Source organism: Pseudomonas sp. GCM10022186, assembly GCF_042656385.1.
Classification (GTDB): Bacteria; Pseudomonadota; Gammaproteobacteria; order Pseudomonadales; family Pseudomonadaceae; genus Metapseudomonas.
This window is the reverse complement of the sequence record NZ_JBHSOU010000071.1, coordinates 42,517-65,452: the sequence shown is the minus strand read 5'-3', so window position 1 is coordinate 65,452 and position 22,936 is coordinate 42,517. Positions and strand designations below refer to the sequence as shown.

Here is a 22,936-nt window from a genome sequence, read left to right as displayed (position 1 = left end):
AGGGGCGAATTCATTCGCCATGCAGGCCGAAGGGCTGCCCCCGGGGTCCGACCGGGGCAGCTTCGCCGCCCTTGGCGAATGAATTCGCCCCTACAGTGAAGGCCGGCGCCAGCGGCATGATCCTCGACCGCCCGGTCACCCTTCGCACTTGCAGTCCAGTGAACAACCGTTAACCTTGGCCACCATTCTGCCCGCAGCCAGGGATTGCCGCGGGTCCGGTCCATAACGAGGTGGCCACGACCACCCCACGGTGAGGCTCCATCCCTGCCATGCCCAGCTTTATCCCTTCCCCCCTGCGCGGCGCACTGGCGGCGCTGCTGCTGGCCCTCAACACCCTGTTCTGGTGCATCCCGCTGTTCGCCGTCACCCTGCTGAAGGTGCTGCTGCCCTTGCGCGCGGCCAGGGGCTTGCTGAACTGGGCGGCCAGCGCCATCGCCGAGGGCTGGATCAGCTGCAACAAGGCGTGGATGGGCCTTGTGGGCGACACCCGGTGGGACGTGAAGGGCCTGGAAGGGCTCGATTACCAGCGCAGCTACCTGGTCACCAGCAATCACCAGAGCTGGGTGGACATTCTGGTGCTGCAGCACCTGCTCAATCGCCGCACTCGCCTGCTGCGCTTCTTCCTCAAGCAGGAGCTGATCTGGGTTCCGGTGATCGGCCTGTGCTGGTGGGCGCTGGATTTCCCCTTCATGAAGCGCTACTCCAAGGCCTACCTGGCCAAGCATCCGGAGAAGAAGGGCAAGGACCTGGAAACCACCCGCCGCACCTGCGCCAAGTTCCGCGACAATCCGGTGGGCATCTTCAATTTCCTCGAGGGCACCCGCTTCACCCGCGCCAAGCACGACCAGCAGGGCTCGCCCTTCCAGTACCTGCTCAAGCCCAGGGCCGGCGGCATCGCCTTCGTGCTGGATGCCATGGGCGAACAGCTGCATTCGCTGATCAATGTCACCATCCACTACCCGGATGGCAACCCGAGCTTCTGGACCCTGCTGGCCGGCCAGTTGCGCCAGGTGGTGGTACGCATCGAGAAGCTGGAAATCCCTCGCGAATTCATCGGCCGGAACTACGACCAGGACGAGCAGTACCGCCAGGCATTCCAGCAATGGGTGAACCGCCTGTGGGAAGCCAAGGACACCCAGCTGGCGCACCTGCACCAGCAGTTCCCGCCGGCCTGAGCCCGCTCCGCCGATGGCGCTGTGGCAACGGCTGGAAATGCGCTGCCCCCTGGGACCGCCCCTGTTGTGCCCCGCAAACGAAAGGCCCGCCGGTCGGCGGGCCTTTGCATGCCGCTCGCTCTAGGACGTCTGTAGCACCTCGTCCACCTGGAGCAAGGGCGCCAGGTTGGTGTAGTTGGAGATATCGGCGCTGATTTCATCGCCATTCAGGTCCAGCGTGCTGCGCAATTCCTCAATCGACAGTACCCATAAGTTGGCCATGCAGATGAATGGCGCCACGGCACCATCCGCTGCGGCCAGGCCCTTGCGCACTTCGACCTTCACCAGGTTTTCGCCGATCAGGCGGGTCAGGAGTGGGATGTGTTCCTCGCAGTAGTAGGTGAAGTCGAACTTGGCGCCCGGTGCGTTGGGGTACGCCACAACAAAGCAGTACATGGAGCCTCCTTATCGCGATATGCCGGGGGCGTGATCCCGGATGCCCCGACAGATGAAGTGTAGGCCCGCAATTTCAGCTCTGCGTGATGGCCTTCCTCCCTCAGGAGGAAGGGCTGGTGGAGTGGCTGTCGGCCCCCTCGCGCAGCACACGCCAGTCCACCAGCCGCGGAAAGGCTTCCGCCTTGGCCACGGGCAGCCCCGGCGCCACCAGGAAGCCCTGCATGAAAGTGCAGCCATGCTCCAGCAGCCAGTCGCGCTGGGCGATGGTTTCCACGCCTTCGGCTATCACCTCCAGGCCCAGGTGGCGGCTGAGGTCGATGATGGTGCTGACCACCGCGGCGTCGCGCCGGGACTCCAGCATGTTGGAGACGAACAGGCGGTCGATCTTCAGGGTGTCCAACTCGAAATGACGCAGATACGCCAGGGATGAATAGCCGGTGCCGAAATCGTCGATGGCGATGCGCACCCCCAGGGAACGCAGTTGCCGGAGCTGGTCACGGGTCAGCTCCAGATCCTGCATCAGCGCGCTCTCGGTGACCTCCACTTCCAGTTGCTCGGGACGCAGGTTGAACTCATCCAGCACCCGCCGCAGATCGTCCACCAATTGCGGCATGCCGAATTGCACCGGGCTGACATTGAGGCTGATGACCAGCTCCTGACCGAAGGAAGGCCCCCAGGCGCTGCACTGGCTGGCCCCTTCCCGCAGCACCCAGTCGCCCAGGCGGTTGATCAGGCGGGTTTCTTCCAGCAAGGGAATGAAGACATTGGGCGCCACGGTGCCGGCGACCCGGTGTTCCCAGCGCAGCAAGGCCTCGAAGCCGCGCAGGCGGCCGGTTTCCAGGTGGATCTGCGGCTGGTAGACCAGATGGAAGTCGTTCTGCTCGATGGCATTGCGCAGGCTTTCCTCCAGCATCAGCCTGGAGCGGGCGCGACCATTCATTTCCGGCGAATAGAAACGGTACTGCTGGCGGCCGGCGCGCTTGGCCTCATACATGGCGATGTCCGCCGCCCGCAGCAGGCCGTCCACGCTCTGCCCGCACTCGGGGAAGCAGGCGATACCGACACTGGCGCCGAGGGTGATGTCGATTCCTTCGATGCGATGGCGCACCGAAACCAGCTCGATCAGTTTTTCCGCCACCCGGGCGGCATCTTCGGGGTGGTCCAGGGTGTCGAGCAGCGCGGTGAATTCGTCGCCCCCCATCCGCGCGAGAATGTCGTAGGGCCGCAGGCAGTTCTTCAGCTGCTCCGCCACCCGGCGCAGTACGCGGTCACCGGCCTCGTGGCCGAGGGAGTCGTTGATCAGCTTGAAGCCGTCCAGGTCCAGGTAGAGCACCGCCATGCGCTTGCCATTGCGCTCTATGCGCGCCAGGGAAGCTTCCAGCGCCTGGTGGAAGCCCCGGCGGTTGAGCAATCCGGTCAGGGCATCGGTGATGGCCTGGGACTCCAGCTGCGCGTGCAGCTGGCGCACCACGGACATGTCCAGGGCGATGACCACCATGGAACGCTGCAATCGCGGCAGGGGCGAAGACGAAAGCGCCACCGGCAGGCGTTCGCCGCCCAGCGTCTTGAGACAGGCGTCGTGCAGGCGATAGGTCTCGTTCTGCTTCCAGTGTCGGTAGAAATCCGAGTGCTTCCATTCGCCGCCCACCTCCGGATAGGCGAGCAGGCTCAGCAGGGGCCGGCCCTCCAGGTCCTCCACCGTGCCCTGGAGCATCAGCGCCATGGCCGGGTTGGCGAAGCTGATGATGCCGTCCTCGCCCACCACCAGGATGCCCTCGGCGGCGTTTTCCAGCACCGAGGCATTGAAGGCGCGGGCGCTGTCCAGCTGCTGGCTGAGATGCAGGAGGTCGCGGCGATTGCGCTCATGGGCCAACAGGGACTGGATCTTGTGCCGCAGCACCTGGGGGTCGAAGGGTTTGAGGATGAAATCCACCGCGCCGGAGGAGTAGCCGCGCAACACGGCGTCCTGGGTGTGGGCGATGGCGGAGATGAAGATGATCGGCGTATAGCGGGTCAGCGGGCTGCTGCGCATCAGCCGGGCCACTTCGAAGCCGTCCATGCGCGGCATCTGCACGTCCAGCAGGACCAGGCCGACCTCCTCCTCCAGCAGGCATTTCAGCGCTGCCTCCCCGGAGTCGACGGTGCGCACCTGCCATTGGCCATCGTCCAGCAGCGCCTCCATGGCAGCGAGGTTTTCCTGGCGGTCGTCCACCACCAGCAGGACATCGGCGGCAGGGGCTTGCTTAAGCTGCGGGTGCGCCATGGCAACCTCCCGGTTGTTCCAGCCAGCGGTAGAGCATGTCCAGGAGTTCCTGGCGACTTACCGGCTTGGCCAGGTAGTCGTCGGCGCCGGCGGTGATGCATTTTTCCCGGTCGCCCTTCATCGCATGGGCGGTCAGGGCGATGATCGGGATACCACAGCCATGCTCCTGCTTGAGCAGGCGGGTCGCGGTGTAGCCGTCCATATTGGGCATGGCCATGTCCATCAGGATCAGGTCGAAGGGTTCGCGCTGGAAGCAGTCGATGGCTTCCAGGCCATCCCGGGCGGCAGTGACCTTCATGCCCGTTTCATCGAGCAGGGCACTGAGTGCGTAGATATTCCGCACATCGTCATCCACCAGCAGCACGCGGCTGCCTTCCAGCGGGTCCGCCACCGGGCTCGACTGCGTCTGCCGCAGGCCGGCGAGGAAGCCCTGGACCGCCGAACTGAGGTTGTCGAGGTCCTCGCCCGCCTTGCGCACCACCACCGCCGAATAGCGACGCAGGCGCTGCAGGTTCTGCTGGTTGACATCGACCCCGGTGTTGATGACTACCCGCGAGCCATTCAGGGAGCGCTCCCGGTCGAGGCTGTCGAGGAGCTCGAAGCCGTCCTGGTCCGGCAGGTCCAGGTCGATCACCAGCGCCGAGAAATCGCTCTCGACATAGGCCTTGCGTGCGCCCTCGCCGCTGGCCCTGGCCACCACGTTGAAACCCAGCTGCTCCAGGTGCTCGCGATAGTGCTCGCGCTCCACGTCCACGTCCTCCACCAGCAGCAGCTTGCGCTCGTCCGGCGGCGGACCGCCCTCGAGGTCGCTGAAGACCTTTTCCAGGTCCTCGCGGGCGATGGGCTTGACCAGGTAGCGGGTCGCGTCCTCGTTCCAGTCCTGGGGCTGCGGCACGCAAGAGATGATGTTCACCGGGGTGGTACGGTGATTGGCCTGGCCACGCAGACGCCGGTAGATCTGCCAGCCACTGATGTCGGGCAGCAGGATGTCGAGGATGACCGCGGCGAAGCGTTCGCCCTGCAGCAGGCCGATGGCCTGCCTGCCGCTGCGGCAATGGACGCTGGAGAAACCGTGGGCCTGGGCTTCTTCGGCGATCACCGAGGCGAAGTTGACGTCGTCCTCGACTATCAGCACCGCCGGCCCCTGGCCACTGCGCACCGGCTGCGAGGGGACATCCTCGTCCTTCGGCTGGCTGGCGGCCACCGCTACCGGCAGGCGCACGATGAAACGCGAGCCACGACCCGGCACGCTTTCCAGGCTGATTTCGCCGTCCAGCGCCAGCACCAGCTGGCGGGTGATGGCCAGCCCCAGGCCGGTGCCACCGAAGCGTCGGCTGGTGGAGCCGTCGATCTGCTGGAAGGCCTGGAAGATGCGTTCATGCTGGTTTTCGGCGATGCCGATGCCGGTGTCACGGACGACGAAGCGCAGCACCTCGCGCTCATCCGTGGCCGCGGCGGGGTCGAGCTCCACGGACAGTTCCACATCGCCCTGTTCGGTGAACTTGAGCGCATTGGACAGCAGGTTGCGCAGGATCTGGTGCAGACGCACCCGGTCGCTGTGGATAACCCGTGGCACGCCGACCTGGACATGGGTGGACAGGCGCAATCCCTTGATTTCGGCCATCGGCCGCAGGCTGCCATCCAGTTCGGCGAGCATGTCCTGGACGTTCAGCGGTTCCAGCTTCAGCTGCATGCGCCCGGCCTCGACCTTGGCCAGGTCGAGCACGTCGTTGATCAGCTGCAGCAGGTCGCCGCCGGCGCGATGGATGATGTCCGCGTGGCGCGTCTGCTTCTCGGTGAGGTTGCCCACCATGTTCTGCCGCAGCTGGTCGCTGAGGATCAGGATACTGTTGAGCGGCGTGCGCAACTCATGGGACATGTTGGCGAGGAATTCGGACTTGTAGCGGTTGGCCAGCATCAGCTGCTCGGCCTGGTCGCGCAGGCGCTGCTCCGCCGCCTTGCGTTCGCTGATGTCGATGATCACCGCCTGCACCAGCAGTTCGCGGCCGGCCCGGATCGGCGACAGGCCCACCTCCAGCGGGATCATCTGGCCATCCCGGTGCTGGCCGAACAGCTCGCGGTTGCTACCCATGCGCCGCTGCTCGGGCTTGCGCTGGAAGCCCTCGCGCAGCTCCGCATGGGCGTCGCGCAAGGCATCGGGCAGGAGCATTTCCACCGGGGCATCGAGCATCTGCTGGCGGGTGTAGCCGAACAGCTGCTCGGTCTGCCGATTGACCATGGTGATCCGGCCGCGGATATCCACCAGGACGATGGCGTTGGGCGAAGCCTCCACCACCAGGCGGAAACGCTCCTCGGCGCTCTTGCGCGCCTGCAGGTCGACGAGGTTGATCAGGAAGCGCTGGCCGACGCCATGGTTCAGGCTGCTCAAGGTGAGCGCCACGGGGATTCGCTCGCCACCCTCCGGCAACGCCTCCACCTCGATCAGTTGGCTGGGGGACTGGTCGACCTCCCCGGCCTGCAGGGCCGGGGCATCCGGCAGGAAGCGCTGCACTCGCTGCCCCGGCAGGAGCCCGGCATCGCAGGCCAGCAGATCGCCCGCGCTGGCGTTGGCCATTTCAATCCGCCCCTGCTCATCGCAGATCAGGGTTGCTACCGGCAGGTGCTGCAGCAGCAGGCGGAAGCGCTCTTCCCGTTCGGCGAGCTCGGCGGTGGCGAACTGGCTGAGCTGCAGTTGCCGCTCACGCTGGTAGAGATACCCCCCCACCAGCAGGGACAGCAGCATCGCCGCGGCCATGCCGGTCCAGAGACTGAAGGCGATGCGGTTGTTGCCCAGCATCGCTTCGTATTCGGTGGTACTGGCCACCCCCAGCGCCCAGGTTCGGCCGAACAGCTTCAGCTGCTCCACCTGGTGGAAACGTGGTTGGTGGCTGCTCCCGGTATCCTCCAGCAGCGGCATGTCGGGCGTGCCGAGGTCCTTGAGATCGATGCGATAGAGGGTGTTCTGCGCGCCAAGGATGCCATCCATCAGGTCATGCAGGCGGAAAGCGCCGCAGACCATGCCGAGCAAGGCGGCGCGGCGCTCTTCGGCTGATGTGATGGGCGCGTCCGGACGGTACACCGGCATGTACAGCAGCACGCCGTTCTGCACTTCCTGATCGGTTTCCTGCTTGAGCGTGATCGGCCCGGTGAGGCTGGCCTCGCCGGTTTCCCATGCCAGCACCAGGGCCTGCCTGCGCACCTCTTCGCTGAGCATGTCGAAGCCCAGGGTGCGGCGATTGCGCCAGTCCATCGGGCTGCTGAACTGCACCACCACGTAATCGTCCCGCGGGCCATGGGGGAAGACGCGGAACTCGCGGCGGCCCTGTTCCCAGATTTCGCCAACGAATTCATTGAGCTCGTCATTCTTCAGATAGCGCGCCCAGGCCAGCGCCTGGATACCCGGATAGCGCTCCTGCAGCTGCAACTGGTCGGTGGCCCGCGCCCACTCCTCGGCCGATACGGCGTTGCTACCGACCAACAGGCCGGACATGCCGCGCAACACCATTTCGTAGGCGCGCATGCGGGTACTGACGCGCTGGGCGATTTCCTCGGCTTCGATCTTGAACCGCTGTTCGTGCTCGGTCCGGTTGCGCACTTCGAGGGCCAGCCATTGCCACAGCACCAGGCCGCCGAGCACCAGCATCAGGACCAGCGTCACCAGCAAAGGCAGCAGGTATTTGCGGGAAAGGGGCAATTGTCGGTCGTCCATGCCATCTCCTGTCCAATCCGTGGCCGCCGCCGCGCCTCTGTGGGCACTGGTCGACGGTTGCGACGGGGCTCAACGGAACCCTGCATCGCAGTCTAGACAGGAATGTGGGAACTGGCGTTACGCCAGCAGGCGAACGACGAGCGGCAGAAACGACAAGGCCCGCGAATGCGGGCCTTGTACGGGGTTGCAGGGATTCTTACTGCTGCGAAACCTGGGCGCCGGGGATGGGAGTCAGCTTGATCTCCACGCGGCGGTTCTGCGAACGGCCGGCCTCGTTGGTGTTGCTGGCCACCGGCTGGTCCGGGCCCATGCCGCGGGAGGTCACGCGGGCACCATTGACGCCCTGGGCCATCAGGTAGTTGGCCACGCTCTGGGCGCGCTGCTGCGACAGGTTCACGTTGTACTGGTGGCTGCCGGTGCTGTCGGTGTGGCCGACCACCTCGATGTTGTTCTGGTCGTACTGCTTGAAGGAAGCCGCCAGGTTGTTCAGCGGGCTGTAGAAGTTGCTGGCGATATTCGCCGAGTTGGTGGCGAAGGTGATGTTGCCGGGCATGATCAGGTTGAGATTGTCGCCCTGGCGCTCCACCTGCACACCGGTGCCTTCCATGCTGCGGCGCAGTTCGGCTTCCTGCTTGTCGACGTAGTAGCCATAGCCGGCGCTGGCCGCGCCGGCCACGGCGGCGCCGATCAGCGCGCCCTTGCCACGGTTGTCGTGGTTGATCGCGGCCCCTGCCACGGCGCCGGCGAGGGCACCCAGGGCGCCGTACTTGGCGGTCTTGCTCATGCCGCCCTGGCTCGGGGCCTGGCCCTGGTTATCGTAGGTGCCTGGCGCGGCACAGCCCGACAGCATGGCGAAAGCGGTGGCGGCGATGATCAGGCGACGCGGGGTGAACATGGACTCATTACTCCTGAGAAATCGATTAGCCGGTGCGGCTGCGGGCAATTAGACATCAAACTCCGCAGAAATTCCGTGGTTCAGGCCCGCACGAAGGGATTTTCCCGCATCTCGTCGCCAAGACGGGTATCCGGGCCGTGGCCGGTGACCACGGTCGCCTCCTCGTCCAGGCTGTACAGGCGCTGCTTGATGGAGCGCTCGATGGTGGCGTAGTCGCCGCCCCAGAGGTCGGTACGGCCGATGCCGCGGCGGAACAGGGTATCACCGGCGATCAGCAGTCTGGCCTGGGGGAACCAGAAGCTCATGGAACCCGGGGTGTGCCCCGGCGTGTGCAGGGCCACGCCACAGCCGCAGGCCAGCTCCTCGTCGTCGGCCAACCACTGGTCGGGCGATGGCACCGGCTTGTAGGGCACGCCGAACATGCGGCATTGCATTTCCAGGTTGTCCCAGAGGAACTGGTCTTCCTTGTGCAGGTGCAGGGTCGCGCCAGTGGTCTTCTTCAGCTCGCCGGAGGCGAGGAAATGATCCAGGTGGGCGTGGGTGTGGATGATGCTCACCAGCTTCAGGCCGTGGGCCTCCAGGCGCGCCAGGATCAGCTCCGGATTGCCGCCCGGGTCGACCACTATGGCTTTCTTGCTGACCGGGTCACCGATCAGGGTGCAGTTGCACTGCAAGGGTCCGACGGGAAAGGTTTCGCGGATCAGGGCGGTGGGCTGGGTCATCGGGCATCTCCGGTACGGCGGTGCGCTCTGCGGCGCTCGGGGAATGGGCTTCACGGCCCGGCACGATAATCGCTCGGCGGCCTGCCCGTCCATTTGCGGAAGGCGCGGCGAAAGTTGGCGGGGTCGCTGAAGCCCAGCAGGTTGGCGATCTCGAACAGCGGCAACTGGGTGGTGCCGAGGTATTGCAGGGCCAGGCCCTTGCGTACTTCATCCAGCACCTGTTGATAACTGGTGCCCATGGCCGCCAGGTGCCGGCGCAGGCTGCGGCCGCTGGTGTGCAGGGCGCGGGCGGCGCCGTCGAGGTCGGGGAAGTCGCCGGGGCGCGCCAGCAACAGCCGACGCACGCGGGTCAGCAGGGCGTCCTGCACGTCCAGGCTGGCCAGCAGGGCCTCGCACTGCTGTTCGCACATCTGCACCGTGGCCGGATTGGCCAGCGCCATGGGCCGCTCCAGGTAACTCATGGGCAGGCTCAGCCAGTGGCAGGGCTGCTCGAACTGCGCCTCGATGCCGAACACCTCCGCATAGCGTGCCGCATAGGCTGGCGCCGGGTGCGCGAAGCCCACCTGCTGGCCATGCAGCTCCTCCCCCACCAGGAAGCGGGCGATGCTGAAGAAGCTGGCCAGCAACCCTTCGCCGGCGAAACGCCCGAGCGGCCCCATGGGGAAGGACTCGGTGGCGCGCAGCTGCAGGCAGTCGCCCTGCTCCACCAGCTCCAGCTCGTAGGCCAGGCCCAGGACCCGGTAATACTTCATGGCGAACTGCAGGGCCCGTCCCAGGTTGGCGCTGGAAAGCACCGCATAGCCGAGGATGCCGTGGGTGGAGACGTTCAGCCGCTGGCCGAGCATCAGGCCCAGGGCCGGTTCGCGGCATTGCTGCAGGGCGGCACCGGCCAGATGGTTGAAGTCGACGAAGGACAACCGGCCGTTGGGGTTGCCGAGAACCTCCGGCCGGATCCTGGCGCTGGCCAGCAATGTCGAGCGCGCCACGCCCAACTCCTCGGCCAGGCCGAGCAGGGCGTCGGCATAGGCGATGGGCACCAGTTCGGCGGAGAAGGTCAGGGGTTGCTTCATGGTGGCGTCTTGTTCTGGCTCTGGCCGGATATGACCCGAAGGTTGGCAGTAGATAACCTTGTCCGACAAAAGCCCGCAAGCGGATATTGGGACCATGGTCCATATAGACTCAAGGAGCCCCCATGGCCAGCACCACCCCCGAAGGATTGGTTATCCGTCCGCGCCACATGGATTTCGACCTGCCCAGCCCCCTGCCCCGCCACTGGCACGGTGGCGACGCCTTCAAGAGCCACCTGTTCGATGCGATGTCGGTGCTCTTCCCTGACGGCGAGCGTTTCTTCATCGATTCGGTGCGCCAGTTCCGCGAGCAGATCGACGACCCGGTGCTGAAGGAGCAGATCCGCGGCTTCATCGGCCAGGAGGGCCATCACAGCCGCGAGCACCTGGAATACAGCAACCGCCTGCGTGACCTGGGCTATGACATCGGTACCATCGAGCGCCGAGCCCAGGCGCGGATCCGCTTCACCCAGAAGAAATTCTCCCCGCGCCGCCAGCTGGCCGCCACCGCCGCCCTGGAGCACATCACCGCGATCATGGCCGACGGCCTGTTGAAGAACCCCGAGTACATGAGCGGTGCCCACCCCACCATGGCGCGCCTGTGGCGCTGGCACGCGCTGGAGGAGACCGAGCACAAGGCGGTGGCCTTCGACGTCTACAACCAGGTCTGCGGCAGCCACCGGCTGTTGCGCCGGGCGATGCTGATGGGCACCTTCTTCTTCGTCCTCGACACCACCCGTGGCCTGGCGCACATGCTCGAGCGCGACGGCCTCTTGTGGAACTGGCGCGTCTGGCGCGATGGCCTGGCCTGGATGTGGGGCCGCAAGGGCATCTTCCGGCCGCTGGTCAAGACCTACCTGGACTTCTTCAGGAAGGGGTTCCATCCCTGGCAGCATGACAACCTGGACTTGCTGTACAGGGCGCGGGAAGAGTTCGATGTGGCTCGGGCGAGTGTGGCTTGAGCACCAGAATGGAAAGAACGGCCCTTCGGGGCCGTTTCTTCTTGAGCGCGGAGTGGGGGGCGACACCCTCTCCCCAGCCCTATCCCTGAAGGGAGAGGGCGCAGTCCGTGCAGGATGGTTACGACGTGCGAGGCGCAAGTCACCCCTCTCCTCTTCAGGGAGAGGGGCCGGGGGAGAGGGTGGCTTAGCCCAACAGGAACCGCATCGCATCCGCCGCACTCTGCTGCGGAATCTCTTCCATGGGGATATGCCCCACGCCGGGGTAGGTCTTCACCTGGATGCCCGGCAGGTCGCGCTGCCAGAGCGGCACGTGCTTCGGCGAGATCCAGCGGTCCTTCTCGCCCCACAGCAGCAGGGTCGGTGCCTCGATCTGCGCCACCCGCTGGCCGGTACCTTCCAGTTCCTCGCGGTTGACCTTCAGCAGCACGCGGAAGATCTCCATCATCGCCCGGCGGTTGCCCGGCCGGCGGCTGAGGTCGTAGTAGCGGTCCACCACGCCGGGCTTGATCCGCCCCGGCTGGCCGTAGACTTCCCTGATGCCCTGGGCGATCAGCGCCCGCGGCATCCACAGCGCCATCGCCAGGGTGGCGCCGGGCAACGCCGCGGAAGCGATCATCCAGGGCACCTTGTGCATCCGGTAGCCGGCCGGGTCGATCAGCACCAGCTTCTCCACCCGCTGTGGCTGGGCCAGGGCGAAGTTCCAGGCGATGTAACCACCCAGGGAATTACCGGCGATGGAGGCCTTGGCGATCCCCAGGTGATCCAGCAGCAGGCCGAGGATGCCGATCATGCGTTCGGCCGAGTAGTCGCCGTTGCGCTTGGGGCCGGTGAGGCCGAAGCCAGGGACGTCGAAACGGATGATGCGGTAGTGCGGTGCGAAGGCCTCGACCCAGCCGTCCCAGGTGTGCAGGGAGGCGACCACGCCGTGGATCATCACCAGAACCGGTTTTTCACGGCTGCCCTCATCGCGATAGTGGACATTGAAGCCATCCAGCTCGATGAAACGCGAACCGCTGTCGGCGCTGGCGTAGCGTGCCTTCAGGCGATCGAGCGGCAGGGAACCGAAGCCCAGGCGGGCGAAACCGGCGGCAAGCGGCGGCGACAGCGGCAGGCTGGATGCGGACATTCCGGGCACCTCGTGATTGTTGTTGTCGAGGGGCTATCAGAGCACGCAGGCGCAAGTCCCGCGCCCAACCTAGGTTGAGCGTGGGCGCCGCCGGCCCAACCAAGGCGCGGGTGACGACGCGGCATGGCCTCGCTAATCTTGGCCAGCCCTTCCCGCAGGATCACCCCGGACGATGACGCTGACCCGCCCCCTGCTTTGGCCGCTGGCCATCCTCCTGCTGGTGTGCGCCCTGCGCGCCCCGGCGGCCGAGCTGTTCTACCTCGGCCAGAAGATTCCCGATATCCAGCGCCCATGGGGCAGCGCCGATTACCACCAGCTGATCCTGGCCTTGCAGAAAATCGACACCACCCAGGCGAACGCGCTGCCGCGACGCAGCGGCGAATTCACCGGACCGATCTACACGCGCATGGTCAGCGAAGAGAACTTCAAGCCGCAGCTGAACATCTACGCGCCGCTGGAACTGCGGCAGAACGAGGCGCGCGAGGTGCTCTTCCAGCTCAAGGAGCTGATGCGCCTGTACTTCGACTTCAAGGCCGCGCAGCAGCCCTATGGCGCCGAGGCACTGGGCCTGATGACCCATTCCCTGCGCCAGCAGGCCATTCTCTTCACCCTCACGGTGGAGTTCTGGATGACCCTTTCGGAGAAGGAACAGGGCAACCCCGTGCGCCTCCAGGGCCTGCAGGAAACCAAGGCGGCCGCGGCCATGCTGACGTCCAGCGCCCTGGACTACCTGGGCCTGACCCGCCAGTTCAACCGCGAGGATCTGGTGCTCTACAGCGCCGAACTGGCCAGGCAGATGCCCGAGCTCTTCGTGCATCTGCAGGCCGAGGTACGCGGGCAGTTGCTGGCGCGGGTCGCCGAGCTGGCGGAGCAGCACCCCGATGGCGAGGTGCGCGGCAACATGGCCGACCTGCTGCCGGTGCTGGCCGGCATCCAGCAGGATGTGGACGCCCAGTTGGCCAGGCCCAGCGCCCCGCAACCAGCCCGGCCCAGGCTGGACCTCTCGGCGCCGCCGGTCTCAGCGCAACAGGCCGAGTGACTTGGCCCGGGCCACCGCCTGGGTGCGGCGCTCCACGCCCAGCTTGCTGTTGATATGGCGGGCGTGGCTTTTCACCGTGTGCAGGGAGATGAACAGGCGCTCGCTGATTTCCTGGTTGGAGCAGCCTTGGGCGATCAGTTGCAGCACCGCCAGTTCCCGCGAGCTGAGCGCCTCGGCGGTGCCGGCGTCGGCGGGCAGCGCCACCTCGGCGCCGGGCAACAGTTCCAGCAGCGCCCGCACCGATTCCGGTGAGCGCTTCGCCAACTGCTCGCGCAGCCACTGGGGATGCTGCTCCAGCAACTCACGGTAGGGCAGCAAGGCACCGCCGGGCAGGCTATCCAGGGCCCCTTCCAGCAAGGCGATGGCTTCCCGCTCGCGACCGTTGCGCAGCATCGCCACCCGCTGCAACCGCGCCAGCAGCGCCACATGCAGGGAGTCCTGGGCCTCGGCCTTGTCCATCAACGCCCGCAGGCGCCCATCGGCCTCCGCCAGCTGGCCCTGGGCGCGGGCCAGGGCCGCCTGCTGCAGCTCGATATAGAGCGCCAGCTGCGGGTGGAACTCGGGCGCCGCCGCGGCCTGCTCGCCGGAGTAGGTTTCCGCCAGGCGCGGCAGCCAGGCTTCGGCCAGCTCCAGCTGCCCCTGGGCCAGCCACAGCTCGCATTTGAACAGGGTGATCATCGCCAGGTAGTAGATGGGCGGTACGTCCCAGATGTGCATCAGCCGCTCGGCCTCCGCCAGTTGCGCGAAGGCGGCGGCGAAACGGCCCTCCCTGCCATCCAGGCCGGCGAGGACGCAATGGCCGATCAGCAGGCTGATATCCCGGCAGGCGCGGGCTTCGGCGATGCCCGCCTGGAGGCTGACCCGCGCCGCCTGGGGCTGCATCTGCAGGCTCTGCAGGTAACCCTGGTAGAGCATCAGCCGGGCCCGGGCGACGCAGGCACGGGGCGTCGCCACGCTTCGCAGCCGCTCCAGGCCCTGCTGCACCTCGGCCAGGGAACGCAACACTTCGCCGCGCATCTGCAGCACCCTTGCGCGGTCGTAATGGACCAGGGACTCGAACAAGGGATTGGCGCCGCGTTGGGCCATCTCCAGGGCTTCGCGATTGAAGCCGCGGGCGCGCCGGAGGTCGCCGCGCACCACGGCGATATTGCCCAGCAGCGACAGGCACAGGTGGCGCTGCCCGTAGTTTTCCGGCGCCAGGGCGGTGAGGGCTTCGCTGCAGCATTGCTCGGCCCGGTCGATATCGCCCCGGCCCCGGGCGATCAGCGCGCTGATCGCCTGCCACTGCGCCAGCAGGCCGCTCTGCTGCTGCGCATCCGGCGCCGGCAGGAAGCGCGCCAGGTTGCCGGCCAGTTCCTCGGCCGCGTCCAGCTGGCAGGCCAGGCCCAGGGCCAGGCTGTAGAGCACGATCAACCGCGGCGTGCTGGAGAGCAGGCTGTCGGGCAGATCCATCTTCCAGCGCAGCAGCATGGCGATGTTCTGGTTGGCCAGCAGCTGCTCTTCGGAGAGATTCTGCACCAGTGAGGCCGCCACATCCGGTTGGCCAGCCCGCAGCGCCTGTTCCACCGCCTCGTCCAGCATGCCGCGTGCGCTGAACCAGCGGCAGGCGCGCAGGTGCATGCCGGAAGGCGCCAGCCTGCTGGAAGCGCGGGTACGCAGCAGGTCGGAAAACAGGTGGTGGTAGCGGAACCACTGGCCCTGCTCGTCCAGCGGCACCAGGAACACCTGGTGGGCCTGCAGGTGCTGGAGGATGGCGGCGCTGTCATGGCTTTCGCGCACGGCGTCGCAGAGTTCGGCGCAGAAGCGCTCGAAGCGGGCGGTCTCGAAGAGAAAGTCCTGGACATCGGGCGGCTGGCGCTCGATCACCTCTTCCAGCAGGTACTCGCGGATCAGGCTCTCATCGCCATGGGCGCCCTGCCCCACGTCCGGGCTGGCGGCACCCTGGCCGGCCAGCAGCCACAGGCGCAGGCCGGCGACCCAGCCCTCGCTGCGCTGCAGCAGGCTTTCCAGATCACCGCCGTCGAGCTTGGCGCCCTGGCTTTGCAGCAGGGCCAGGCATTCCTCCTCGGTCAGCCGCAGGTCCTGCTCGTTGAACTCCAGCAGATGTCGAGAAAGGCGCAGCCGCGCCAGGTGCCAGTCCGGGCGCTGGCGGCTGGTCACCAGCAGCACCCAGCCATCGGGCAGATGATTGAGGAGGAACTGCAGGCAGCGGTCGAGCACCGCGTTCTGCGCCAGGTGGTAGTCGTCCAGCACCAGCAGCAGCGGCTGATTGGCATCGGCGCGCACCGCGACTTCATCGAGCAGCCCATCCAGCCACTGTTCGAAGGCGAAGGGCTGGTGGCGCTGGCGCATCTTGAGGTGGCCCATCGCCTCGTCGCCAAGGCCCGGATAGGACTGGCGCAGGCCATCCAGCAGCCTTTCGAGGAAGCGTCCGGGGTCGCTGTCGCGGCGGCTGAGGCTGAGCCAGAGGCTTTGCCAGCCGGGCGGCAGGCTTTCACAGAATTCGATGGCCAGGGAGCTCTTGCCGAAGCCGGCCGGTGCGCTGAGCATCAGCAGGCGGCCATCGAGCCCGGCGGCAAGCCGCTCGCACAGGCGCGGGCGCGGGACATGGCCGGCGGGCCGCGGCGGGCGGAAGAAGCGTGCATCGGCCGTCGGTCCGGCGGCTGAAGTCATGGATCGCGTACGGGTCAGAACGGTCATCACCCAGCTTCTAGGAGTGTTGTGCGTACAGGGCCGCTAACCTGGACGAGCCTAGCCGTTCAAGTGGACCAATAGAAGCCCCGGCGGGATATACAGACAAGAAAAAAGCCGGCCCGCAGGCCGGCTTCCATACAAGGTGTTGCAGGGCTTAGCGAACGCCCGCCTGGCGCAGGGCCGCCGGGGTGTAGTCGCTTTCGCCAGCGGTGTAGCTGTAGTCGTAGGACTGCTTCTCTTCGTTCTTCATGCCCAGGGCCAGGTAGCGCCCGGACAGCAGGTCATAGAGGCTTTCCAGGGTGTACCAGGGCACCTGGTGGTTGTAGTAGTACTGGGCATGGGCCTCGGCCACGCGCCACAGGGTGCCGCGACCGTCGTAGTGGTCGATGGCGGCGGCCTGCCAGGTGTCTTCGTCGATGTAGAAGTCACGTTTGGCGTAGATGTGGCGCTCGCCCGGCTTCAGAGTGGCCACCACGTGCCATACGCGGTGCAACTCGTAGCGGGTCAGATCCTGGTTGATGTGGCCGGCCTTGATGATGTCGCTGTATTTCAGCTTCGGATCATCCAGCTTGTAGCTGTTGTAGGGGATATAGATCTCCTTCTTGCCTTCCAGCTTCCAGTCGTAACGGTCCGGCGCACCGTTGTACATGTCGAAGTTGTCGGAGGTGCGCAGACCGTCGGCGGCGGTACCCGGACCGTCGTAGGACACCTGCGGCGCGCGGCGCACGCGGCGCTGGCCGGCGTTGTAGAGCCAGGCCAGGCGCGGTTCCTTCACCTGGTTGAGGGTCTCGTGCACCAGCAGCACGTTACCGGCCAGGCGGGACGGAGCGGTCACGCGCTGCTTGAAGTAGAACAGCACGTTGCTCGGCTTGCTCGCGTCGTAGTCCTTCAACTGGTCGCGGAAGGTGAACTCGTCCTGGAAGTACACCAGGCTGTAGGAGCCGTTCGGCTGCGGGGTCGCCTGGGTCACCAGACGGCGCACGCTGCCGCCGCGATAGCGGGTGATGTGGTTCCAGATGGCTTCCAGGCCGTTCTGCGGGATCGGGAAGGGGTTGGCGGTGCGGAAGTCCTCCAGCCCGTTGCCGCCTTCCACCAGCTTGGTGTGGGTGGCGTTGTACTGGGTGGCTTCGATCACCTTGGCCGGCACCGAGGCCGAGCGGTGGGTCTTGTACACCGGCATCTTGTAGCTGTCGGGGTAGCGCTTGAACATCGCCAGTTGGCCGGGGGTCAGCTTGTCCTTGTACTGGTCGACGTTCTGCGCGGTGATGGTGAACAGCGGCTGTTCGCTGGCGAAGGGGTCCGACAGGAAGCCCTTGGCGTCAGCGGTGCCGGCGTTCTGCGGCAGGCCGCCGGTCCACTCGGGAATCGAACCATCGGCGTTGCCGGCCTTTTCGGCGCCCAGCGGCGTCAGCGTGGTACCCAGCTTGGCGGCTTGATCGGCGGGGACCGCAGCCATCACGCTGGCGGCCAGCAGGGACAGCGCGAGGGCGCCGGTTTGCAGCAGACTCTTTGTTGTTTTCATGGTTTTCGTCTTCCTCAAGATTGCAGTCCGCTTAGAAGTTCACGCCGAAGCTGAGCGCGAGGAAATCGCGGTCGATCAAGGTGTTGTACTTGCCGCCGAAGAAGTCGGTGTAGGACAGGCCGGCGGTGTAGGTGTTCTGGTACTCGGCATCCAGGCCCAGGCTGACGGCCTTGGCGTCTTCGGTGAACAGGCCGTTCGGACCGTAACCATCGACGTCGTGGGACCAGGCCACACTCGGTTTCAGGTTGATGCCGGCGAACACGTCGTTGTAGTCCCACACCGCGCGCATGCGGTAGCCCCAGGCGGTGCTGGTGACGAAGCCGTCGTCTTCGCAGTACTTGCTGACGTTCTCGGCATTGGCATTGCCGCCCAAGGTGCCGGTGTTGAGCACCACGCACTGGTTGTTCGGCAGCGGGCCGGGGCCGAAGACCGGGTCACGGCCATAACGCGCCTTGCTGGTGCTTTCCAGGCCGCCGGTGTGGACCACGCCGATTTCGCCCACCAGGGTCAGGCGGCTGGCGCCCATGACCTGGTCGAAGAAATGGGTGAAGGTGGTCTGGAACTGGCTGATCTCCTTGCGGCGATAGCCGTGCAGGTCCTGGCCCGGCGCGCCGCTCAGGACCGATACGCTGGGGTTCAGCGGGGTCAGGCCGGCGAACAGGATATCGGTGGTATTGAGCTGCACCGGTGCATTGGGCCGGTAGCTGACCTCGCCGCTCCAGGCCGTGCCGGTGGGCAGGGTGGTGGAGAAGCTCAGGCCAAAGAGGTGGATGTCTTCCGGGTACTCGACGAAGTACTGGGAATTGCCCGCAACGACCAGGGGCGCCAGCTGCGGGGTCAGCTGCCCTGCGATCGCGGCCGCACCGGGTACCCCGGCCTGGGCCAGGGCCTGGGCCAGTTGCGGGCCGAAGCCACGCGGATTGCCGGGTGCGAACAGGCCGAAGGTACTGGCGGGCGCAGCCGATCCACTGAAGACCGGGGTGCGGCTGTGGTAGTTCATGTAATAGGCGCCGAATTCGGTGTCCAGCTCCTCGGCGAAATAGCGGAACGCCATGCCGTACTGGCCATCGTCATCGGCGTCACGGTCGGCACCGCGACGGACGATCACGCCCTCGTCCGGATTGCCCCAGGTGACGCCGTTGTTGCGCAGCACACCCTGCACGACGGGCGAGAGACGCCCCAGCGAATTGGCCAGTTGGGCCTGGGTGCGCAGGACGGCCAGGTTCTGGTCGCAGCCATCGGCGATCACATCGGGCTGGGCGAAGAAGGTGCCGCAGTTGTCGACGACGGTCTGGTCCCACTCCAGCTGGTAGAAGGCTTCGGCGGAGAGGTTGTCGGTCAGGCTCTGGGACACATAGAACATGTTGACCGGGATCAGGCCTTCCTTGATTTCGGCGCCAGGGCGGCGGAAGGCGGACACGTCGATCGGGTTGATCGAGTTGATGCTGTTGCCGATGAAGGTGCTTTCACCCCAGCTCACCACCTGCTTGCCCAGGCGCACGCTGCCCGGCAGGTCGGCGATGTTGTAATTGTGATAGACGAAGGCGTCGAGCAGCTCGGCGCCGGAAGCCTTGGCGCCTTCCTTGCGACCGCTGTCGTCAATGTCCTTGAACAGGCGGCTCTCGTCCTTCAGCTCGAAGTCGTACCAGTACTTGCCACGGACGAAGACACCGGTATCGCCGTACTTCAGCTCGAGGTCATGGATGCCCTTGAAGATCTTCGAGAAGGTCTCGCCCTTCTTGAAGTTCAGGCGGGAGTCGTCGGAGGTCTGGGACAACCCGTCACCGCCGTTGTTGAAACCGATCAGGTCCTTGTCGGCCCCCCGCATGGACCAGCTGGCCCCCACGGACAGCGAGGAGTCGAACTGCCCCTCGATCTCACCGATGTTGAAGGACACGCCGAATGCCGGAGCGGCGAGCGTGGAAGCGAGGCTGACGGCCAGTGGCAGTTTTGCCAGGCGCCAGAACGTTGTGGTTGTTGTCATCGACGCTACTCCATGTGTTTTTTGTTATTGATGCTTGCGGACTATAGCCAGCGGGTATTAGCGCTTGATCCCTCGAAAGTGTGATTTGGAGCCCCCAGGCACTCTGGCTCGCCCCTTCCGGCGGATTAGTCCGATCCTTCGGTAGGAAAGATAGCCAGTTATTGTCAGAACGCAGCAATTAATAAGCCAAGCGTTTGCTTGGTCAGTCGGGCCGCGCCCCGAAAGGCGCGGCCCGTGCTGCTTAGAGAGCGGAGAGGAAGGTGCTGCCGGTGGCCTGCCATTGGGCGATATCGACGCGAATGCGTTTCTTGTCGAGCTTGCCCACGCTGGTCTTGGGAATTTCAGTAACAACGGCGATCTGGCTGGGAATGGCCCACTTATTGATGTGACCTTGCTCGACGAAGGGCTTGAGGTGTTCCTTCAGCGCCTTGGCATCCAGGGCCTGATTGTCACGCACCACCACCAGGGCGAAGGGCCGCTCGCCCCACTGCGGATCGGGCACTCCCACCACCGCCACTTCCTTCACGGCCGGGTGACGGCTGATCAGGTCCTCGAGTTCCAGGGAGGAAATCCACTCGCCACCGGTCTTGATCACATCCTTGATGCGGTCACGGATATCGATGTAACCCATGCCGTCCAGGGTGGCCACGTCGCCGGTGTGCAGCCAGCCGTGCTCCCAGAGTTCCTCGCTCTTCTGCGGCTCGTTGAAGTAGCCGAAGGTCAGCCAGGGCGCACGCAGGACCAGTTCGCCCTGGGACTCGCCGTCCACCGGCTGGAACTGGCCGGCGCCATCCATGATCGCCGCCTCCACCAGCGGTACCGGCACGCCGGCCTTGATGCGATAGGTGATGCGCTCGTCCTCGCTGCCGGCCAGCAGTTCCTCGTTGATGTGGGCAACCGAAATCAGCGGGCAGGTCTCGGACATGCCGTAGGCGGCGGTGAGCTGGATGCCGCGGGCCTTGGCGGTTTCGTAGAGGGCGCGGTTGAGCGCGCTGCCACCGATGATCATCTTCAGGCCGCCGAAATCGTAGCCCTGGGCGGTGGGCGCGTTCATCACCATCTGCAGGATGGTGGGCACGCAGTGGGAGAAGGTGACCTTTTCCTCGCGAATCAGGCGGCACAGCATGTCGGGCTCGTAGCGGCCCGGGTAGACCTGCTTCACCCCGAGCATGGTGGCCACGTAGGGGACGCCCCAGGCATGCACGTGGAACATCGGGGTGATGGGCATGTACACGTCGTTGGTGCCCATCAGGCGGATGCTGTCCAGCGAACCGATGGTGGAAGCCATGGACAGGGTGTGCAGCACCAGTTGGCGATGGGTGAAGTAGACCCCCTTGGGATTGCCGGTGGTGCCGGTGGTGTAGAAGGTGGTGGCCACCGAGTTCTCGTCGAAATCGGGGAAATCATAGGACGGGCTGGCCGCTGCCAGCAGGGCCTCGTATTCGCCGATCAGGTTGGGCAGATCGACATCGTGGTCACTGCCGTCGGTGAGCAGCAGGGTCTTCTCCACCGTGGTCAGCTGGCCGCGAATGGAGTTGAACACCGGCACGAACTCGCTGTTGACCAGCACGAAGCGGTCCTCGGCGTGGTTCATGGTGTAGAGGATCTGCTCCGGGGAAAGGCGGATGTTGATGGTGTGCAGCACGGCGCCGATCATCGGGATGGCGAACATGGCTTCCAGGTAACGATGGCTGTCCCAGTCCATCACCGCCACCGTGTCACCGGCCTTGACGCCGGCCTCGGTGAGCACGTTGGCCAGGCGCGCGACGCGCTCGTTGAAGGTGGCGTAGCTGTAGCGGATGCGGTCGCGGTAGACGATCTCGCGGGTCTTCTCGTAGCGGCTGCCGGACATCAGCAGGCGCTTGATCAGCAGCGGGTAGACGTAGGCGTTGTCGGCGGGCTTGATGATGCGGGTTTCGAGCATGGGTCACACCTGGTGAGGTTGGAGGACTTTATTGTGGTGGTCTCGACTTTAGGCCCCCTCGACCCGCCGCAAATCAGTCGAAAGAGTGATTTGATGAGTGACTCTTTTTAGCTTTCCGGTCACCAGATAGAATCCAGGGCTCCGGCCGGTCGCGGCCAGTTAGCCATAAAGGTAGGTTCGAGATGTCCGAAATCGTTATCGTCAGTGGCGCCCGTACACCCATGGGCGGCTTCCAGGGCAGCCTGTCCGGCGTATCCGCCGTGGACCTTGGGGCGCTGGCCATACGCGAGGCGGTCAGCCGCGCCGGCATTGCGCCGGCCGATGTGCAGGAAGTGATCATGGGCAACGTGCTGCCCGCCGGCCTCAAGCAGGGCCCGGCGCGCCAGGCGGCGCTGAATGCCGGCCTGCCCGCTGCCACCGGCTGCACCACCATCAACAAGCTCTGCGGCTCCGGCATGAAGGCCGTGATGCTGGCCCACGATCTGCTCAAGGCCGGCACCAACCAGGTGATGGTGGCTGGCGGCATGGAAAGCATGTCCAACGCGCCCTACGTGCTGGAAAAGGCCCGCACCGGCCTGCGCATGGGCCATGGCGAAATCAAGGACCACATGTTCCTCGACGGCCTGGAAGATGCCCGCAGCGGCCGCCTGATGGGTTCCTTCGCCCAGGAAACCGCCGACAAGAACGGCGTGACCCGTGAAGAAATGGACGCCTACGCCATCGAATCCCTGAAGCGCGCCCAGGCCGCCATCGCCGACGGTTCCCTGGCCGCCGAAATCGTCCCGGTGACCGTGACCACCCGTAAGGGTGAGGTAGTGGTGAAGGACGACGAGCAGCCGCTGACTGCCAACCCGGACAAGATTCCCGGCCTGAAACCCGCCTTCAGGAAGGACGGCACCATCACCGCCGCCAATGCCAGCTCCATCTCCGATGGCGCCAGCGCCCTGGTCCTGATGACCGCCATCGAGGCCGCCCGCCGCGGCCTCAAGCCCCTGGCGAAGATCGTTGGCCACGCCACCCAGAGCCAGGACCCGAGCGAGTTCACCCTGGCCCCCATCGGCGCCATGACCAACCTGTTCAAGAAGACCGGCTGGAACAAGGACGATGTTGACCTGTTCGAGATCAACGAAGCCTTCGCCATGGTGACCATGCTGGCCATGCGCGAACACGGCCTGGACCACGCCAAGGTCAACGTCTACGGCGGCGCCTGCGCCCAGGGCCACCCGGTGGGCTCCACCGGTTCGCGGCTCATCATCACCCTGATCAACGCCCTGCGTAACAAGGGCGGCAAGCGCGGCGTCGCCTCGCTGTGCATCGGTGGCGGTGAAGCGACCGCGGTGGCCATCGAGCTGCTGTAAGTCTTCGCGGCAATGCCAAAGGCGCGGTCGATACCGCGCCTTTTTCATTTCCGCCCAGTGA

Annotated in this window: 15 protein-coding genes; 4 read left to right on the top strand and 11 right to left on the bottom strand. The window is 65.7% G+C overall.

Going from position 1 to position 22,936, the window contains the following annotated elements; genetic code table 11:
* The first annotated feature begins 269 nt into the window (after positions 1-269).
* On the top strand, positions 270-1,175 hold the full coding sequence (locus ACFPU0_RS26690; RefSeq protein ID WP_377696307.1) for an acyltransferase: 906 nt from the start codon (positions 270-272) through the stop codon (positions 1,173-1,175).
* A 120-nt stretch (positions 1,176-1,295) separates the two neighbouring features.
* Here the strand turns inward: ACFPU0_RS26690 and ACFPU0_RS26685 are convergent, their stop codons facing one another.
* From ACFPU0_RS26685 to ACFPU0_RS26660, 6 genes are all read right to left on the bottom strand, one after another.
* On the bottom strand, positions 1,296-1,610 hold the full coding sequence (locus ACFPU0_RS26685; RefSeq protein WP_377696306.1) for an EthD family reductase: 315 nt from the start codon (positions 1,608-1,610) through the stop codon (positions 1,296-1,298).
* A 100-nt stretch (positions 1,611-1,710) separates the two neighbouring features.
* The gene (locus tag ACFPU0_RS26680) at positions 1,711-3,873 is read right to left on the bottom strand and encodes a putative bifunctional diguanylate cyclase/phosphodiesterase (protein ID WP_377696305.1); all 2,163 of its coding nucleotides are present in this window, start codon (positions 3,871-3,873) and stop codon (positions 1,711-1,713) included.
* Positions 3,854-7,582, bottom strand: a complete 3,729-nt coding sequence (locus ACFPU0_RS26675) for a response regulator (protein ID WP_377696304.1) — start codon at positions 7,580-7,582, stop codon at positions 3,854-3,856. The genes ACFPU0_RS26680 and ACFPU0_RS26675 overlap by 20 nt, the downstream gene beginning before the upstream one ends.
* A 196-nt stretch (positions 7,583-7,778) precedes the next feature.
* Positions 7,779-8,477, bottom strand: a complete 699-nt coding sequence (locus ACFPU0_RS26670; protein WP_377696303.1) for an OmpA family protein — start codon at positions 8,475-8,477, stop codon at positions 7,779-7,781.
* Between the two features lie 80 nt (positions 8,478-8,557).
* On the bottom strand, positions 8,558-9,199 hold the full coding sequence (locus ACFPU0_RS26665) for an MBL fold metallo-hydrolase (RefSeq protein ID WP_377696302.1): 642 nt from the start codon (positions 9,197-9,199) through the stop codon (positions 8,558-8,560).
* Between the two features lie 50 nt (positions 9,200-9,249).
* The gene (locus ACFPU0_RS26660; RefSeq protein WP_377696301.1) at positions 9,250-10,269 is read right to left on the bottom strand and encodes an AraC family transcriptional regulator; all 1,020 of its coding nucleotides are present in this window, start codon (positions 10,267-10,269) and stop codon (positions 9,250-9,252) included.
* A gap of 122 nt (positions 10,270-10,391) precedes the next feature.
* Between ACFPU0_RS26660 and ACFPU0_RS26655 the strand changes: the two genes are divergently transcribed.
* Positions 10,392-11,228, top strand: coding sequence for a metal-dependent hydrolase (locus ACFPU0_RS26655; RefSeq protein ID WP_377696300.1), 837 nt, complete (start codon positions 10,392-10,394; stop codon positions 11,226-11,228).
* A gap of 184 nt (positions 11,229-11,412) precedes the next feature.
* On the opposite strand, the gene ACFPU0_RS26650 is transcribed toward ACFPU0_RS26655, so the two are convergent.
* Positions 11,413-12,354 carry an alpha/beta fold hydrolase gene (locus tag ACFPU0_RS26650; protein ID WP_377696299.1) on the bottom strand — a complete coding sequence of 314 codons (942 nt, stop codon included), beginning with the start codon at positions 12,352-12,354 and terminating at the stop codon, positions 11,413-11,415.
* Between the two features lie 172 nt (positions 12,355-12,526).
* Between ACFPU0_RS26650 and ACFPU0_RS26645 the strand changes: the two genes are divergently transcribed.
* Positions 12,527-13,393, top strand: a complete 867-nt coding sequence (locus ACFPU0_RS26645; RefSeq protein ID WP_377696298.1) for a hypothetical protein — start codon at positions 12,527-12,529, stop codon at positions 13,391-13,393.
* Here the strand turns inward: ACFPU0_RS26645 and ACFPU0_RS26640 are convergent.
* The 4 genes from ACFPU0_RS26640 to ACFPU0_RS26625 form a co-directional block, all read right to left on the bottom strand.
* Positions 13,373-16,093, bottom strand: coding sequence for a LuxR C-terminal-related transcriptional regulator (locus ACFPU0_RS26640; protein ID WP_377696297.1), 2,721 nt, complete (start codon positions 16,091-16,093; stop codon positions 13,373-13,375). The two genes, ACFPU0_RS26645 and ACFPU0_RS26640, sit on opposite strands and share 21 nt — an antisense overlap.
* Before the next feature lie 148 nt (positions 16,094-16,241).
* The gene (locus ACFPU0_RS26635) at positions 16,242-17,609 is read right to left on the bottom strand and encodes a DUF1329 domain-containing protein (RefSeq protein WP_377696296.1); all 1,368 of its coding nucleotides are present in this window, start codon (positions 17,607-17,609) and stop codon (positions 16,242-16,244) included.
* Positions 17,610-17,640: 31 nt separating this feature from the next.
* Positions 17,641-19,593: a DUF1302 domain-containing protein gene (locus tag ACFPU0_RS26630; protein WP_377696295.1), complete on the bottom strand. Its 1,953-nt coding sequence runs from the start codon at positions 19,591-19,593 to the stop codon at positions 17,641-17,643.
* Positions 19,594-19,834: 241 nt separating this feature from the next.
* A complete protein-coding gene (locus tag ACFPU0_RS26625; protein WP_377696294.1) occupies positions 19,835-21,517 on the bottom strand; it encodes a fatty acid--CoA ligase in 1,683 nt (560 codons plus the stop codon).
* A 182-nt stretch (positions 21,518-21,699) separates the two neighbouring features.
* Here ACFPU0_RS26625 and ACFPU0_RS26620 point away from each other — a divergent pair, with 182 nt between their 5' ends.
* A complete protein-coding gene (locus tag ACFPU0_RS26620; RefSeq protein WP_377696293.1) occupies positions 21,700-22,875 on the top strand; it encodes an acetyl-CoA C-acyltransferase in 1,176 nt (391 codons plus the stop codon).
* Positions 22,876-22,936: the final 61 nt, after the last annotated feature.

What these genes read in the sequence shown, in the direction of transcription:
- ACFPU0_RS26680 (WP_377696305.1), bottom strand. Translation starts at nt 3,873, where the DNA reads ATGGCGCACCCGCAGCTTAAGCAAGCCCCTGCCGCCGATGTCCTGCTG.
- ACFPU0_RS26655 (WP_377696300.1), top strand. Translation starts at nt 10,392, where the DNA reads ATGGCCAGCACCACCCCCGAAGGATTGGTTATCCGTCCGCGCCACATG.
- ACFPU0_RS26635 (WP_377696296.1), bottom strand. Translation starts at nt 17,609, where the DNA reads ATGAAAACAACAAAGAGTCTGCTGCAAACCGGCGCCCTCGCGCTGTCC.
- ACFPU0_RS26620 (WP_377696293.1), top strand. Translation starts at nt 21,700, where the DNA reads ATGTCCGAAATCGTTATCGTCAGTGGCGCCCGTACACCCATGGGCGGC.
- ACFPU0_RS26685 (WP_377696306.1), bottom strand. Translation starts at nt 1,610, where the DNA reads ATGTACTGCTTTGTTGTGGCGTACCCCAACGCACCGGGCGCCAAGTTC.
- ACFPU0_RS26665 (WP_377696302.1), bottom strand. Translation starts at nt 9,199, where the DNA reads ATGACCCAGCCCACCGCCCTGATCCGCGAAACCTTTCCCGTCGGACCC.
- ACFPU0_RS26660 (WP_377696301.1), bottom strand. Translation starts at nt 10,269, where the DNA reads ATGAAGCAACCCCTGACCTTCTCCGCCGAACTGGTGCCCATCGCCTAT.
- ACFPU0_RS26625 (WP_377696294.1), bottom strand. Translation starts at nt 21,517, where the DNA reads ATGCTCGAAACCCGCATCATCAAGCCCGCCGACAACGCCTACGTCTAC.
- ACFPU0_RS26640 (WP_377696297.1), bottom strand. Translation starts at nt 16,093, where the DNA reads ATGACCGTTCTGACCCGTACGCGATCCATGACTTCAGCCGCCGGACCG.
- ACFPU0_RS26690 (WP_377696307.1), top strand. Translation starts at nt 270, where the DNA reads ATGCCCAGCTTTATCCCTTCCCCCCTGCGCGGCGCACTGGCGGCGCTG.
- ACFPU0_RS26645 (WP_377696298.1), top strand. Translation starts at nt 12,527, where the DNA reads ATGACGCTGACCCGCCCCCTGCTTTGGCCGCTGGCCATCCTCCTGCTG.
- ACFPU0_RS26675 (WP_377696304.1), bottom strand. Translation starts at nt 7,582, where the DNA reads ATGGACGACCGACAATTGCCCCTTTCCCGCAAATACCTGCTGCCTTTG.
- ACFPU0_RS26650 (WP_377696299.1), bottom strand. Translation starts at nt 12,354, where the DNA reads ATGTCCGCATCCAGCCTGCCGCTGTCGCCGCCGCTTGCCGCCGGTTTC.
- ACFPU0_RS26670 (WP_377696303.1), bottom strand. Translation starts at nt 8,477, where the DNA reads ATGTTCACCCCGCGTCGCCTGATCATCGCCGCCACCGCTTTCGCCATG.
- ACFPU0_RS26630 (WP_377696295.1), bottom strand. Translation starts at nt 19,593, where the DNA reads ATGACAACAACCACAACGTTCTGGCGCCTGGCAAAACTGCCACTGGCC.